General features: G+C 69.7%; 18 protein-coding genes. 1 reads left to right on the forward strand and 17 read right to left on the reverse strand.

Annotated features, from left to right (window positions below; genetic code table 11):
- Positions 1 to 62: 62 nt before the first annotated feature.
- The 17 genes from soxB to C7416_RS23890 all read right to left on the reverse strand — a co-directional run bounded on the left by soxB (position 63) and on the right by C7416_RS23890 (position 13,827).
- Positions 63 to 1,784, reverse strand: a complete 1,722-nt coding sequence (soxB, locus tag C7416_RS23810; protein WP_111521225.1) for a thiosulfohydrolase SoxB — start codon at positions 1,782 to 1,784, stop codon at positions 63 to 65.
- Between the two features lie 79 nt (positions 1,785 to 1,863).
- Positions 1,864 to 2,358, reverse strand: a complete 495-nt coding sequence (locus C7416_RS23815; RefSeq protein WP_111521226.1) for a TlpA family protein disulfide reductase — start codon at positions 2,356 to 2,358, stop codon at positions 1,864 to 1,866.
- Between the two features lie 5 nt (positions 2,359 to 2,363).
- Entirely contained in the window at positions 2,364 to 3,026 is a 663-nt protein-coding gene (gene soxX / locus C7416_RS23820; RefSeq protein WP_111521227.1) for a sulfur oxidation c-type cytochrome SoxX, read from the reverse strand.
- A gap of 19 nt (positions 3,027 to 3,045) precedes the next feature.
- Positions 3,046 to 3,873 carry a sulfur oxidation c-type cytochrome SoxA gene (soxA, locus tag C7416_RS23825; RefSeq protein WP_111521228.1) on the reverse strand — a complete coding sequence of 276 codons (828 nt, stop codon included), beginning with the start codon at positions 3,871 to 3,873 and terminating at the stop codon, positions 3,046 to 3,048.
- A 93-nt stretch (positions 3,874 to 3,966) separates the two neighbouring features.
- Complete coding sequence (locus tag C7416_RS23830; protein ID WP_111521229.1) at positions 3,967 to 4,431, reverse strand: DsrE family protein; 465 nt, start codon at positions 4,429 to 4,431, stop codon at positions 3,967 to 3,969.
- Between the two features lie 97 nt (positions 4,432 to 4,528).
- Complete coding sequence (gene soxZ / locus C7416_RS23835; RefSeq protein WP_111521230.1) at positions 4,529 to 4,840, reverse strand: thiosulfate oxidation carrier complex protein SoxZ; 312 nt, start codon at positions 4,838 to 4,840, stop codon at positions 4,529 to 4,531.
- Between the two features lie 56 nt (positions 4,841 to 4,896).
- Positions 4,897 to 5,352 (reverse strand): thiosulfate oxidation carrier protein SoxY, encoded by a 456-nt coding sequence (gene soxY / locus C7416_RS23840; RefSeq protein ID WP_018006136.1) that lies wholly within the window; start codon positions 5,350 to 5,352, stop codon positions 4,897 to 4,899.
- Positions 5,353 to 5,508: 156 nt separating this feature from the next.
- Positions 5,509 to 5,835, reverse strand: a complete 327-nt coding sequence (locus C7416_RS23845) for a c-type cytochrome (protein ID WP_018006137.1) — start codon at positions 5,833 to 5,835, stop codon at positions 5,509 to 5,511.
- Between the two features lie 117 nt (positions 5,836 to 5,952).
- On the reverse strand, positions 5,953 to 6,999 hold the full coding sequence (locus tag C7416_RS23850; protein ID WP_111521231.1) for a c-type cytochrome: 1,047 nt from the start codon (positions 6,997 to 6,999) through the stop codon (positions 5,953 to 5,955).
- Positions 6,983 to 8,350 (reverse strand): sulfite dehydrogenase, encoded by a 1,368-nt coding sequence (gene soxC / locus C7416_RS23855; RefSeq protein WP_111521232.1) that lies wholly within the window; start codon positions 8,348 to 8,350, stop codon positions 6,983 to 6,985. The genes C7416_RS23850 and soxC overlap by 17 nt, the downstream gene beginning before the upstream one ends.
- A 116-nt stretch (positions 8,351 to 8,466) precedes the next feature.
- A complete protein-coding gene (locus C7416_RS23860) occupies positions 8,467 to 8,886 on the reverse strand; it encodes an ArsR/SmtB family transcription factor (protein WP_111521233.1) in 420 nt (139 codons plus the stop codon).
- Positions 8,887 to 8,945: 59 nt separating this feature from the next.
- Complete coding sequence (locus tag C7416_RS23865) at positions 8,946 to 9,842, reverse strand: EamA family transporter (protein WP_111521234.1); 897 nt, start codon at positions 9,840 to 9,842, stop codon at positions 8,946 to 8,948.
- Positions 9,843 to 9,975: 133 nt separating this feature from the next.
- The gene (locus tag C7416_RS23870) at positions 9,976 to 11,241 is read right to left on the reverse strand and encodes an NAD(P)/FAD-dependent oxidoreductase (RefSeq protein WP_111521235.1); all 1,266 of its coding nucleotides are present in this window, start codon (positions 11,239 to 11,241) and stop codon (positions 9,976 to 9,978) included.
- 12 nt (positions 11,242 to 11,253) lie between these two features.
- Complete coding sequence (locus C7416_RS23875; RefSeq protein WP_111521236.1) at positions 11,254 to 11,619, reverse strand: c-type cytochrome; 366 nt, start codon at positions 11,617 to 11,619, stop codon at positions 11,254 to 11,256.
- A 186-nt stretch (positions 11,620 to 11,805) separates the two neighbouring features.
- On the reverse strand, positions 11,806 to 12,684 hold the full coding sequence (locus C7416_RS23880) for a BON domain-containing protein (protein WP_111521237.1): 879 nt from the start codon (positions 12,682 to 12,684) through the stop codon (positions 11,806 to 11,808).
- A gap of 55 nt (positions 12,685 to 12,739) precedes the next feature.
- Positions 12,740 to 13,327 carry a phosphoheptose isomerase gene (locus tag C7416_RS23885; RefSeq protein ID WP_111521238.1) on the reverse strand — a complete coding sequence of 196 codons (588 nt, stop codon included), beginning with the start codon at positions 13,325 to 13,327 and terminating at the stop codon, positions 12,740 to 12,742.
- A gap of 74 nt (positions 13,328 to 13,401) precedes the next feature.
- Positions 13,402 to 13,827 carry a YraN family protein gene (locus C7416_RS23890; RefSeq protein ID WP_111521239.1) on the reverse strand — a complete coding sequence of 142 codons (426 nt, stop codon included), beginning with the start codon at positions 13,825 to 13,827 and terminating at the stop codon, positions 13,402 to 13,404.
- An 18-nt stretch (positions 13,828 to 13,845) separates the two neighbouring features.
- Between C7416_RS23890 and rsmI the strand changes: the two genes are divergently transcribed.
- A complete protein-coding gene (rsmI, locus tag C7416_RS23895; protein ID WP_111521240.1) occupies positions 13,846 to 14,745 on the forward strand; it encodes a 16S rRNA (cytidine(1402)-2'-O)-methyltransferase in 900 nt (299 codons plus the stop codon).
- Positions 14,746 to 14,750: the final 5 nt, after the last annotated feature.

Raw genomic sequence — 14,750 nt, forward strand, 5'->3', positions numbered from 1 at the left:
TTGTAGCGTACTTGGGTGGCGCGCTTCAATCCTCCGCGCCCCCATGCGTGCTGTTTGCCACATCACGCCGCGATGCCGGCATTGCCGTCCATGCCGCGCACGCGCGGCAGGTTCAGCGGGCGCGCGCTGACTTCGCGGGTGCTGCGCAGCCACTGCGCCATCACGTCCCAGACCGGCGCCCCGCCGGATTCGCGCGCTTCCTCCGCCACCGGTGCCCAGCCGGCCACCTTGTAGGTCTTGCCGGCCTCGAGCGGCTTGCCCGCCAGGCGCATGTCGGTGATGCGCTTGCCCATGCCGGCGGCGGGATCGATGGTGTACTGCAGGCCGCCGACGCGCACCATGTCGCCGCCCTGCTGATAGTACGGATCGGGATTGAACAGGTTGTCGGCGACGTCTTCGAGGATGGTCTTGATGGTCTCGCCGCTCATCTGCGTCACCGTGGTGTACGGGTAGGTGATGGCGGTCTGATCCATCAGGTGTTCCATGGTGATGGCCTGCCCCGGCAGCAGCGTGGTGCCCCAGCGGAAACCGGGCGAGAACGCGATCTGTGCGCCCTGCACCTGCATCAGGCCGTCGAGGATCAGCTGGTCGAAGGTGCCGTTGAAATTGCCGCGACGGTACAGCAGGCCACGGTTGACGGCGAGGACTTCGGACAGCTTCTTTTCATACGGCGCCCGTACCTTGTGGATGAGCGCATCCATGGCCGGGTCGGCCGGCAGGTAGTTGGCGAATACCGGCAGCAGCCGGTAGCGGAAGTCCGCCACCTTGCCGTTCCTGACGTCGAAATCGAGCACGCCGAGGAACTTGCCATTGGAGCCGGCATTGGTCACCAGCGTGGTGCCGCCGGCGTTCTTCACCGCCACCGGCGCGGGCACGCCGTCATGGGTGTGGCCGCCGAGGATGGCGTCGAGCCCGCGCACGCGCGAGGCCAGTTTCAGGTCGACGTCCATGCCGTTGTGCGACAGCAGCACCACCGCCTGCGCGCCCTTGCCGCGCGCAGCGTCGATGACCTGCTGCAGGTTCTCCTCCTGGATGCCGAAGGTCCAGTCCGGCACGAAATAGCGCGGGTTGGCGATCGGCGTGTAGGGGAACGCCTGGCCGATGATGGCCACCGGCACGCCGTTGATCTCGCGGATCACGTAAGGATCGAACACCGGGTCGCCGAAATCGTTGGTCTTGATGTTCTGCGCCAGGAACGCGACCTTGCCCTTGAAGTCCTTGTCGACGATCTCCTTGACGCGCTCGGCGCCCAGCGTCATCTCCCAGTGCGGCGTCATCACGTCCACGCCCAGCGCCAGCGCGGCATCGACCATGTCCTGACCCCTGGTCCACAGCGCCGTGGCCGAGCCTTGCCAGGTATCGCCGCCGTCGAGCAGCAGCGCGCCCGGCCGGCCCGCCTTGAGCCGCTTGACCAGCGTCGCCAGGTGCGCAAACCCGCCGACCTTGCCATAGCGTCGCGCCGCCTCGTTGAAATCGAGATAGGTGAACGCATGCGCCTGCGGCGTGCCGGGGCGGATGCCGTAATGGCGCAGCAGCGCCTCGCCGACCAGATGCGGCGGCTTGCCGGCATAGTCGCCGATGCCGAGGTTGACGTTGGGCTCGCGGAAGTACACCGGCCGCAGCTGCGCATGGCAGTCGGTGAAGTGCAGCAGGTGGACGTTGCCGAAGCGCGGCAGGTCGTACATGGCCTCGGCGGCCTGCGCGGCGTGCGCATCCTGGTGGGGGAACGTCATGCCGCCGGCGCCGGCGATGGCCAGCACCTGCAGGAACTCGCGTCGGTTCATGTCTCTTCCTGTGGATAAGTGCGTGCCGGTGGGCGCTGGGCTTCCGGCATCGGTTGGCTATGGCGTGGCTATGGCGTGGCTATGGCGTGGCGTAGCGCTCCAGCGCGGCCACGTCTTCTTCGAGCATTTCGCCCACTTCCTTCTGCACCACGCGGCCGCGCGCGTCGATCACGTACAGTTCCGGCAGCCCCTTGCGCTTGCCGAACACCGCCTGCAGCGCGGGCGAGTCCATGGTCGCGGCGAAGGTGTAGCCGCGCTTCTTCATGTAGTCGGCGGCCTCGCGCGGGTCCTTGTCGATGCTGATGGCCAGCACCTGCAGCGGCGTGCCGCGCGTGCGCTCGTACAGCTTCTGCAGGCGCGGGTTCTGCATCGCGCAGAACGGGCACCAGGTGGCCCAGTATTCGACCACCAGCGGCTTGCCGGCCAGCGCGGCCGCGCTCAGCGTGCGGCCGTCGAGAGTGCGGACCTCGGGCAGGCGCACGGTGTCGCCCACCTCCAGCGCGGCGGCGCCGGCCGCGGCCAGCATCAGGCTCGCGGCCAGCAGCGCGCGCAGCAGCATGGCGGGCGCGCGCATCGGCGTTACTGGTTGACCGGCGAGGCCGGGTCGAGCAGCAGCGCCATCACGTCGCGGATCTGGGCCTCGGTCAGGATGCCCTTGTGGCCGAAGCGCGGCATGTTGGAGCAGGCCGCGTAGGCACTGGAATCCCAGATCTTGCCCCAGGTGTACTTGATGACCTCCTGGGAGTTGCCACGCAGCTTGCCGTACTGGTACAGCGACGGACCGATATTGCCGAACGAGATCTCGGCCTTGGTCATCTGGTGGCAGGCGTAGCAGTTGCCGCCGTTGGTGCCGCCGACCTGGTCGGTGAACTGCATGCCGCGGCCGTTCTGGGCGACCTTCTCGCCTTCCTTCCAGTCGCCCAGCCATTTGTCGTCGGTTGGGTACTTGACCTGCTTCAGCTCGGCGGCCTCGATCTTCTTTGCCAGCTTGGCCGGCACCCGGGTGCGGTCGGGATACTGGCTGCAGGCCTGCTGCATGCCGTCCTGGTTCAGCACGCCCTCGACCGTGACCGGGCCGCGCGAAGAGAACGAGTCTTCGATCAGCTGCTTCATGTCGGCGCCGCTGACGGCGGCGGGCTTGCCCTTGACGGTGCGGGCCTTCCCGCTGTCTTGCGCATACGCGCCGGTTGCCAGCAGGGCGGACAGGGCCGCGACGGCCACTGCCTTGGTATGTCGTTGCATGGTGTCTCTCCCGTACTGGTCAGCGCTTCATCGCCGGGCCGTCGTAGGTGCCGCCGTTGGCGTTTTTCGCCAGGAACATGGTCAGCGCGGTGATCACGTCCGAGCCATAGGCGGGTTCGGGAAAGCGCTGCTGGCGCAGGCAGTCGTACAGGCGGTGCTGCATGGTGCGGACCTCGCCCTGCGACACGCGGTACGCCGGCCAGGTGGTGTAGGCCGCCTGCGCGCCCTTGTCGGTCAGCAGGTTGGGCAGGTCCTGCAGGCGGATGCGCTGGCCGTCCACCGCATGGCAGGTGGCACAGGCAAAGTCGTAGGCGCCGCCGCGGTAGAAGAACATCTTCTCGCCCAGCGCATAGGTGCGCTTCTCTTCCGGATGGCCGAGCTGCACGTTCATCTTCACGCCGCGCGACTCGCCGGTCAGGTAGGCCACCAGGCGTTCGATCTCGGACGGCTTGCCCGACGACGAGAACGGGTTCTTGGTGGCCTCTTCCTTGCTCAGCCCCTGCAGCGTCATGCGGCAGTGGGCCAGCCGCTGCTCCAGGTCCATCACCTTGTTGGTGTCCTTGAAGTAGCGCGGCAGCTCGGCGTAGGCGCCCTTGGTCACGCCCGGGCCCTTGCCCAGGTCGCATTGCTCGAGCGACGCGTTCTTCGGCCCCGCGGGCTTTTTCCACAGCTCTTCGCCAGCGGCTTCCCACAGCTCGGCGGGATTGCCTTCGGCCAGCATCTGGCGGTATTTGGCGATTTCGTCGGCGGTGCTGCCCTGCGCGTGCACGGCGGCGGCGCCCGCGGCCGCCGCGGTGGCGGCCAGCGCCAGCGCTGCGCGCCGGGCCAGGCTTGGGATCGGTTTCATGGGGCTTCCTCCTCGCGGCCGCGCCTTGCGGGACGGGCCACTCTTTTCTCGATTCTTCTCTCTTGTCTTGCCGTCAGGCCGCGCCAGCCCGGCTCAGGGCTTGATGTACGCGTAGCCTTCCTCGGCCTGCAGGCGGGCGATCTCGACCACGCCGGCCTGGACCACCTTGGCTTCCATCAACAGCTGCGATTCACTGATCTTGCGCGCGGTCAGCGTATTGCGGCAGACGCGGAACTCCACGCCTTCGGCGGCCAGCGCGCCCACCGGGCTCTCGAAGCTGTTGCCGCGCGAGTCCTTGGCGCCTTCCACCAGGAAGTCGACGCCGTAGCCGAACGCGACCACCACGATCCTGGTGCCGGGGGCGCCATTCAGGTGGTTGCGCAGGTTGCCCATCGCGCGCACCGCCTGGTCGATGCCTTCCGACAACTGGTACACCACCTTCACGCGCCCGCCCTTGCCCGCCCCGGCCGGCCCTGACTGGCCGGACTGTGCCGAGGCCTTCGCCGCCAGGCCGATGGCGGCCAGCGCCGCCGATGCTCGAATAAATGCTCGCCGCATAATGCTCCTTCGGGCCGGGTCGGTCCCGGCATTCCGCCCCGAACCTTAGCAGAGGACGGCGCGGCGTGCCGGCGGCCTGCCAGCGTGGCGCGCGGCCTCAGGCGATGGTGGCCTCGTCGGTGCGCTTGTCGCCCTTGTTGTCGGTCCAGGTCACGGCGACCTTGTCGCCCTTGGCGCCGCCCTTGAACTTGAAGTTCAGGAACGGGTCCTTGGACACCGCCGGCCCGAACTGGGCGCGGAACACTTCCTTGCCCTTGCACTGGGCGCTCACGGTCTGGATATGCCAGGCCGGGACGACCTTGCCGGACGCATCCTTGCGCTGGCCGGTCTCCATGTCGTGCTTCATCAGAATCTTGACGTCCACCACGCCGCCGTTTTCGGTGGCGCGTACGCGCATCGGGTCTGCCATGTGTTTCTCCTGTTGCAGTTTGGCGGGAATCTCGGTCCGGGGTCCGGGGCGCGGCGTCAGCCGCCGCAGCCGCCCAGCGTGACCTTGATTTCCTTCGATGCCACGTACCACTTGCCGCCGGCCTTGACCGCGGCGTGCACCACCGAAGTCTGGCCCATCTTCACGCGCGTGGAGACGAACGGCTCGGTGCCGGCCGGGATGATGAAGTCGGCGGCCAGGGTGTTGGGGTTCTTTTCCACCAGGATCGCGATCTGCTCGGTATCCGGCAGGGTGCTGGTCACGGCCACCGGCACCACGGCACCGTTCTCGGCGATATCGGGGGCGGTGAAGGTGATGGCGGTGCTTTTCTCGGTGCCGCTGCCGCCGAGGGCCTTGATCACGTCGGCAACGCTCTTGCCGTCAAAGGCGTTCTTGTTCCACTCGGCCGCCTGCGCTTCGCTGATCAGGCCGGTGGCGGCCATCAGCGACAGGACAGCGGTGACCCGCAGCACTTCTCGTCGTTTGGAATTCATTGCTTGCTCTCCGGCTACTCCGTTCCAGTCGGTCGTGGACCGTTTCAGGGGTGTTGCATGCGGCCGGTACATGGCCGGCCGCTGGTTGTCCCAGGCCGCGCGGCATTCACCGCCCGGCCCGGTGCATCGGCGGACTGCCCGCGATGGCAGTCGGTCTTACTTGGCGGGGGCGCCTGCCAGCACCCACTCGACCACGGTCTTCAGGTCGGCGTCGCTGATGGCGGCGTTGGCCGGCATCGGCACCGGACCCCAGACGCCCGAGCCACCGCTCTTGACCTTCTTGCTCAGGGTCGCCAGGGCGTTCTTGTCGCCCTTGTACTTGGCCGCCACTTCCTTGTAGGACGGGCCGACCAGCTTCTTGTCGACCTGGTGGCAACCCATGCAGGCGTTCTTGTTGGCGATCTCCTGTGCCTTGGCGGCATCGACCGCGTGGGCCGATGCGGCGGCGCCGAGCATCAGCGCTGCGATGACAAACTGCTTCATTGTTAAGCTCTCCAAGCTCTGTAAAGCCGTGGGGACGGCAAAGGCCGCGCGGCCGTGCTGCAATGGCCTGGCGGCACACACCGGCCGCCGCCTGGGGGCACTGCGGCGGCCAGTCCGCTATTTTGCCTCAAGAATCCAGCCCACCATGGCCTGCACGTCCGAATCCGGGATTTGCGGCTGCGGCGGCATCGGCACCGCGCCCCAGGCGCCCTGCCCACCCGCCTTGACCTTGCGCGCCAGTGCCGCATGCGCATCCTGTCCCTTGTACTTGCCCGCGATGTCGGCGAACGACGGCCCCACCAGCTTGCGGTCCATCGCGTGGCAGGCCACGCACTGGTACTGGCTGGCCAGGCGCGCGCCCGGCGCAGGCGCCGCCGCGGCCACGGCAGCGCCGCCTGGCCTGGCCGCGCCGGCGGCCGCGATGCCGCGCACCGGGCCGAACGCGCGCTGCTGCTGTGCCAGGTCGCCATGGGCGTCGCGGGCGTAGTCCGGCATCGACGAAGCGATCGTGACCTGCTCCGCGCAGCGCGACATGCATGCGGTGTTGCCGGTATCCGGCCGGCCGCGCCCCGGCCACAGGCCGTGGTCGGTGGTCATGCCGGCGCGGTTGGGCATGCGCCGCTGGACCTCGGCGATATTGGTGTCGGACAGCGCAAAATCGGCCGGCACGATTTCGCCCAGGTGTAGCAGGTAGGCAGTGACCGCATAGACCTCGTTCGCGCTCAGGCTCTTGGGCGCGTTCCACGGCATCGCGCGGTGGATGTAGTCCCACAGCGTGCTGACGGTGCTGACCTTCATCAGCGTGGTGCGGTACGGCTGGTTGCCGGTCATGCCGGCGACACGACCGCGCTTGATGTCCTCGGCGGTGGTGCCGCCGACCAGCGGCGTGAACACCTCGTTGGATTCGCCGAAGTCGCCGTGGCACGACGCGCACTTGCCGTCCCAAACCTTCTGCCCCTGCGGCACCGTGCCGCTGCCCTTGGGCAGGCCCTTGAAGTCCGGACGCACGTCGATGTCCCACGCGGCCAGCTCTGCCGGCGTGGCGGTGCGGCCAAGTGCCGCACGCGCTTCACTCGTGCCGGCTGCCGCCGCGGATGGCGGCACGGCGCACCCGGCCGCCAGCAGCAGCGCCGCCGCGACCCTGAGCTCAGCCCACATGGACATTGGTCACCTCGCCGCCGGCCGCGACCTGCCAGCTTTGGATCGCGTTGTTGTGATAGATCGAGCGCGTGCCGCGCACCGCGCGCAACTGCCCCAGCTTCGGCTGCACGTAGCCGGTCTCGTCGATGGCGCGGCTTTGCAGGATGGCCGGGCCGCTGTCCCCTCCATCCCAGACCCAGTCCAGGTTGAAGCGCGTCAGGCATTTGGACAGCACCGGCGCCTCCAGCCGCGCGGTGCGCCAGTTGCGCCCGCCGTCGGTCGAGACATCGACCCGCTTGATACGTCCGCGCCCCGACCACGCCAGGCCGCTGATGTTGTAGAAGCCCTTGCCCACCAGTTGCTGGCCGCCCGACGGCGTGGTGATGACCGACTTGCACTCCTGGATCGAGGTGTACTGGCGCAGCTTGCCGTCGGGCATCATGTCGACGTAGTGGATGGTCTCGTCCTTGGCGTTCCAGGGCTGGTCGCCCAGCTCCAGCCGGCGCAGCCACTTGACCCACGACACGCCCTGCACGCCAGGCACCACCAGCCGCAGCGGGTAGCCGTTCTCGGGACGCAGCATCTCGCCGTTCATGCCCCAGGCGACGATGATCTCGTCGGCCAGCTCCATCGGGATGGTGCGCGTCATCGACGAGCCGTCGCCGCCCTCGGCCAGCAGGTAGCGGCCGCGGCGCAGGTCGGCGCCGGCGTCGTCCAGCAGCACCCGCAGCGGCACCCCGGTGAATTCGCAGCACGACAGCATGCCGTGGGTGTACTGCACCGTCGGCACCGCGACGTTGCCCCACTCCATGCCGGTATTGGCGCCGCATTCGATGAAATGCATGCGCGACACCGCCGGCAGGCGCATCAGGTCGTCCATGGTGTAGACCCGCGGCGTGCGCACCAGGCCGTTGATCATCAGCCGGTGGCGGGCCGGGTCGATATCGTGCCAGCCCTGGTGGTGGCGCTCGAAGTGCAGGCCGTTGGGGGTGATGATGCCGAAGAAGCCCTGCAGCGGCGCGAACGCCACCGAGGCCGCCGACACCCGGGTCAGGCCGGGCGACTCGCGCCGGATCAGGTTTTTCTCATGGACCGAGGGCTGGCCGTAGGGGCGCGCCGCGACCGGCTGTCCCAGCGACGTGGCCCACGGCTGCGGCTGCAGGATGGCCGGATCGCCATTCGCGCCGTCCGCGGCCAGCGCGTGCCGGCCCGCCGCCGCCGTGGCAATGCCCGCGGCGGCCCCCAGGAAGCTCTTGCGCAGGAAGTCGCGCCGCGGCGCGTCCAGGCCGTGCCGGCCGATGTCCTGCTGCAGCGATGCGCTGACGAAGTGCTCGGGCGCGGGCACGATGCGCCCGGGCCGGTTCCGTTCCTGCAATGCGGTCTCCTCCGGCGCGCTCGCCCCGGTCGGTCAGACCGGTCGGCGTGCCTGTTGTACCGGGCGCCGCAACGGGTGCGGCGCCGCCGTTTGCTGCCGGAAGAGTGGTGGCGCGGCTAGCCTGCGGTGCGCCGCCGGCGCGCCGGGGCTTCCGGCGCCGGCTGTGCCATGAAGCGGTCGACCACGCCGGAGGGCAAGGCGTTGTCCTCCAGCCGGCTCGCCACCTGCACGCAGACCGTGCGGCACAGCTCGATCACGCTTTCGTCCGCAATGGCGTAGAACACCAGGTTCGCCTCCTTGCGGCGCGACAGCACGCCCGAGCGGTACATCGCGTTGAGATGCCGCGACACGTTGGTCTGCGACGAACCCACCGTCTCGACCACCGTGCTGACCGGCTTCTCGCCATCGCACAAGGCGTGCAGGATCTTCAGCCGCGTCGGCTCCGCCAGCAGGCTGAAGTAACCCGATACCTTTTCGAACACGCGATCCAGCTCTTCCATGCCGTCCAATATATTCGTATATGCGTGAATGCGCATATAGTGTTTACCCATTGATGCAGCACAACATGCTGCCTCCCTGCACCCCTTGCGCCGGCTCAGCGGCGCGCCAGCGCCCTGCCCGCCCACAGGCGCTGGCCGAACACGTTGAGCAGCAGCCCCGCCATCACCACCGCGGCGCCGATCCACTGCAGGCCGGACAGGTCTTCGCCCAGCAGCACGTGCGCCGACAACAGCCCCACCACCGGCACCAGCAGCGTCAGCGGCGCCACCTGGCTGGCCGGATAGCGCGTCAGCAGCCGGCCCCACATGGTGTAGCCGAACACCGTCGCCGCGAATGCCAGGTACACCACCGCAAACACCGCCATGCCGGACACCTGCGTCACGCTTTGCACGATGCGCGCCGGCCCCTCGAACCACAGCGACAGCAGCGCGAACGGCACGATCGGCACCAGCGCGCCCCAGATTACCAGCCCGAGCAGGTCCACGGGGCCGATCTTCTTGCTGACGATATTGCCGCTGGCCCAGCAGAACGCCGCGCACAGCGTCAGCACGAAGCCCGCCGCGCTCATGCCGCCCATGCTACCCGCGCCGGCACCGGCGCCGATCAGGGCCAGCCCGCCGGCCGCCACCGCCATGCCGGCGAAGTTGTGCCAGCGCACCGGCTCGCCCAGCCACAGCGCGGCGATCGCCAGCGTGAAGAAGGCCTGCGACTGCAGCACCAGCGACGCCAGGCCGGCCGGCATGCCGACCGCCATGGCGTAGAACAGGAAGGCAAACTGGCCCAGGCTGATGGTGGCGCCATAGGCCAGCAGCAGCCGCCACGGCACACGCGGGCGCGGCATGAAGAAGATGGCCGGGAACGCCACCAGCAGGAAGCGCAGCGCCCCCAGCAGCATCGGCGGCATGCCCGCCAGCCCGACCTTGATCACAACGAAGTTGACGCCCCAGACGCAGACGATGGCGAGGGCGAGGAGACGGTCTCTGGCTTGCATGGGGGATGCCGGGCGCGGGCGCGAGTTCGATCGGGACGCCTAGCGTAGCAGCGCAGGCGCGCGCGGCATTGCACGTTCTTGCGGTTTTGTGCGGGCAGCCGTGCCGCCGGCAGCGCAGGCAGCGCCGCCACCGTCAGGCCAGCATCTCCGCCCAGATTCCCCGCGCCCAGGCGAGCGCGTAGTCACCTTCCAGCACCGTCGGCGCCGGCGACAGCCCACCCGAGCCCGGCACCGTGACCATGGTCTTCTGCGCCGCGTCGTAGCGATGCACGCTGGACACATGCACCGCCTCGCGGTCGGAGGTGAAGCTGTAGCAGGTGTTGTTGTACAGCGGCTCCGGGTCCGGGGCGCGGTCCGACAGCAGCGCCACCAGCGCCGCCGCCGCGACCTTGCCGTGCTGGTTGGCCATATGGCCGGACTTGGGCATCAGCGGCGCGATCTGAATGGCGTCGCCGATCACATGGATATTTGCCGCGGCGCGCGACTCGAAGCTGAGGAAGTCCACCTCGCACCACTTGCCATTGGCCGTGGCCAGCCCGGCCGACACCGCGATGGCGCCGGCCCGCTGCGGCGGCAGGACGTTGAGCACGTCGGCGCGCACATCGTCCTGCACCTCGAACTTGAGCGTGCGCGTGGCGGGGTCGACATCGGCCACCTCGTGCTGCGGCCGGTATTCCACCATGCCCGGGTATTGCGTGGCCCACACCTGGCGGAACAGCGCGGCCTTGGAGGTGATGTCGGCATTGGCGTCCAGGATCAGCACCTTGCTGCGCGGCTTGTGCTGCCTGAAATAGTGCGCGACCTGGCAGGCGCGCTCGTACGGGCCGGGCGGGCAGCGGTACGGCGCCAGCGGCACGCTGATGGCATAGGTGCCGCCGTCGGGCATCGCCTCCAGCTGGCGGCGCAGCGCGACGGTCTCGGGGCCGGCCTTCCAGGCATGCAGGATCTGCTCGCCGCCGGGCCGCTTCAGCCCCGGCAGCGCGTCGCGCATCATCTCGACGCCAGGCGACAGCAGCAGGCGGTCATAGGGCAGCACGCTGCCGCCCGCGAGGCGCACGGTCCGCCGGGCCGGGTCGATGGCGACCGCGGTGTCGCGCGCAAGCCGCACGCCGTGGCGGCGCACCAGCGCGTCGTACGGCAGCGTCAGGTCGCCGAGCTGGCGGCTGCCGCCCAGCACCAGGTTCGACAGCGGGCACGAGACAAAGGCCGGATTCGGTTCGACCAGCGTCACCTCGATCGCCTGCCCGCTCCATTCGCGCAGGTAGCGCGCCGCCGTGGCGCCGCCATAGCCGCCGCCGACCACCACCACCCGAGCGCGGGCCGCGGCGCGTGCCGGCCGGATCCCGGCCGTACCCAGTACTGCGGCGCCCGCGGCGCCGAGGAAGCTTCGTCTGTGCATGGCTCGCTCCTGTCAGCGCACGGCGGCAAACCACGCCGCGATCGCGGCGATCTGGTCGTCGCTGTAACCCTTGGCAATCTGGTGCATCACGGTGGCCGGGCGCGTGCCGGCCTTGAAGGCCTGCATCTGCGCGGCCAGCTCCGCCTGCGGGCGGCCGGCCAGCGGCGGGATCGTGCTGCCAGCCGGGGCCCGGCCGGCCGGGCCGTGGCAGCTGGTGCAGGCGGCGGCCTGGCTGCGCGCGCGCAGCGCGGCATCGGTGGCCTGGGTGGGAGCACCGGCGGGTTCAGCCGACAGCGCCGGCTGGGCGCACAGCATCGCTGCGAGCAGCGCCAGTCGGCGCGGTATATGCCAGGCAGGCCGGGGGATCGTTGTTGTCATGGTCTCGCTCCGTCTGGGGGCCGGCGCAGCGCTATCGCAGTCAGCGCACTCAGCGCAATCCGCCAGCGTGGCAACCGTAGCACATCGGCCGGGCCCGGTGTGCGTTGCAAACCGCAGAACGAAAAACGGCGCCCGCATATGCGGGCGCCGTCCTGACCGGCCGAAGCCGGGCGAGCGCTGCGCGCTTCAGGGCAGGTTGCGGCCGGGCGGCAGCGCCACCGGCGAAGTGACCGGGGCCGCGACCGGCGCGGTGGTGGCGCCCGCGCTGCCGGCGGTACCCGGTGCCGCACCCGCCGGCGCATCGATCGGCCCGCCCACGCCCGGCACCGACTGCACCGGCGCCGGCGTGCCGACGCTGCCGTCGAACGACGGGTTCTCCGAGGTCGAGGCCGCGTCCAGGCGCGCGCGCTCGGTGTCGTTGACGTAGTCGAAGGCCTTGACCACCTTGGTCACGCCCGAGGCATTGCGCGCCACGTCGGTGGCGCGGTCGCCCTCGGCGCTGGTGACCACGCCAAGCAGGTAGACCACGCTCTTTTCCGTGGTGACCTTGATCGAGTTGGACGGCACGCCTTCGGCGGTCATCAGCAGCGTCTTGACCTTGCTGGTCAGGTAGGCGTCCTGGCTCTGGGTCATGAAGCCGGGCGAGTTGACCACCTCGAGCTCGTTGATCACCACGCGCGCATTCTGCAGGCCGCGCACGTACTGCTCGATCTGTTGCTTGACGCTGTCGTTCCTGGCCTCGCCGGTCAGCAGCACCTTGCGGTTGAAGACGGTCACGTTGACGCGCGCCTGGCCGCTGTAGCGCGAGTTGATGGTGCTCTCGGCCTCCAGCTGCAGGCCGCGGTCGACGGTCTGGGTGGCGGCCGGGCGGCGGTCGGTGGCCATGGCCACGCCGGTGCCCATGGCGCCGGCGATCACCGGGAAGCAGCCGGCCAGCTGCGTGGCGCACACCATCGCGGCCGCGGCCAGGCCGGCGCGGCCCAGGCCAGAGCCAGCCAGGGGGCGGGAAGGATGGCGCGCGGCCGCGCCGTTCCGGGGAGCTTGCGTAGTGGGCAGATGGGTCATGCGGTCCTTGCTGTGTCGGGATATTGGGAATGGGAGGGTCGGCGGATGCCCGGCATCACGCCTCGCCGAGCAGTGCCTCGTCGATGCCGTTGCACAGGCAGTGCAGCGTCAGCAGGTGCACTTCCTGGATGCGCGCGGTGCGCTCGCTCGGCACGCACAGGTGGATGTCGAATTCATCGAGCAGGCCGGCGGTGGCCCCGCCGCCCTTGCCGGTCAGCGCCACCACCGCCATCTCGCGCTGGCGCGCGGCGGCGACGGCGGCCATCACGTTGTCCGAGTTGCCCGACGTGGAAATCGCCAGCAGGATGTCGCCGGGCTGGCCGAGCGCCTCGACCTGCTTGGCGAACACCTTGCTGAAGTCGTAGTCGTTGCCGATCGCGGTCAGGATCGAGCCGTCGGTGCTCAGCGCGATCGCGGCCAGGCCGGGCCGTTCGCGCTCGAAGCGCCCGACCAGCTCGGCGGCGAAATGCTGCGCCTGCGCCGCCGAGCCGCCATTGCCGCACGCCAGGATCTTGTTGCCGCTGGTCAGCGCGCCGACCATGCGTTCCACCGCGGCGTCGATATAGGGGGCCATCACCGCCGCGGCCTGTCGCTTGGCTTCGGCACTGTCTAGGAACTGTTGCTGGATACTGTCGATACTCATGGCTCTGGGGCCGGTTTGTTGCGATGGCGATCCGCGAATCGCCTCTCATGTTTGCCGCTCATGTCTGCCGTGCATTATGACCCAGCCCCGGCGGCATCCAGGTCAAAGGCGTGCTGCAGCCACTCCAGCCGGCCGGGCTCCAGCGCCACCACGTCGAAGCGGCATGGCGGCACCCGGGCCAGCGTGGCCAGGTAGTGCCCGGCGGCCAGCAGCACGCGTCGCTGCTTGGCCGGCGTGACGCTGGCCGCGGCGCCGCCGAAGCCGCGCCCGCTACGCTGGCGCACCTCGACGAACACCAGCGTGCCATCGGGCGCGCGCATTACCAGGTCGATCTCGCCGCCTTTGCAGCGATAATTGCGCACCACGGGCTCCAGGCCCTGGCGCCGCAAATGGGCCAGGGCCCGGTCCTCTGCCTGCGCCCCGCGTGCCTGGCGGCTTGGCGCCTGCCTGAGCGGGGCCTGCCTGAGCGGCACCTGCGTGGTGGATTTGAATGATGGCATCAACGGAAGTTCTCAAGCATGAGTGACTGGATCTCCCTGGCGGCAAGCCAGTCGTACCCGGCCGGCACGCTCTATGTCGTGGCCACGCCCATCGGCAATGTCGCCGACCTGTCGCTGCGCGCGCTGCATGTGCTGGGACTGGCCGACGCGGTGGCCTGCGAAGACACCCGCAACACCGGCCAGCTGCTGTCGCGCGTCGGCCTGCAGCGCCCGCTGGTGGCAGTGCACGAGCACAACGAGCGCGAGGCCGCGGGTCGCATCGCCGAACGCCTGGCGGCGGGCGAGCGCATCGCCTACGTCTCGGACGCCGGCACGCCCGGTATCTCCGACCCCGGCGCGCGGCTGGTCGAGGCGGTGCGCGCCGCCGGCCATCCGGTGGTGCCCCTGCCCGGTCCCAGTGCGGCGGTGGCGGCGCTGTCGGTGGCGGGCGACCTGCTCGATGCCGGCGCGGGCCGCTTCACCTTTGCCGGCTTCCTGCCGCCCAAAACCAAGGCGCGCGCCGAGGCCATCTCTCGCCTGGCGGCACTGGACCACGCCTGGGTCTGCTACGAGGCGCCGCACCGCATCGCCGATACACTTGCGGCGCTTGCCGCGGGCCTGCCGGGCGAGCGCCGGCTGCTGGTCGGGCGTGAACTGACCAAGCTGTTCGAGGACATCGCCGTGATGCCGGTGGCGCAGGCGCCGGCCTGGCTCGCGGCCGACCCGAACCGGGCCAAGGGGGAATTCGTGCTGGTGGTGGAAGGTGCCGGCAGCGCGGCCGCCGAGGGCCTGCCGGATGCCGAAGCGCAGCGCGTGCTGGCGCTGCTGCTGGCGGAGTTGCCGGCCAAGCGCGCCGCCAAGCTGGCGGCCGCGATCACCGGCGCGGACACCGGCGCGCTGTATCAGCTGGCGCTGGCGCAGCGTGCCGGCGACGATTGATGCCA

The sequence above is a fragment of the Cupriavidus phytorum genome (genome assembly GCF_003254285.1).
Classification (GTDB): Bacteria; Pseudomonadota; Gammaproteobacteria; order Burkholderiales; family Burkholderiaceae; genus Cupriavidus; species Cupriavidus phytorum.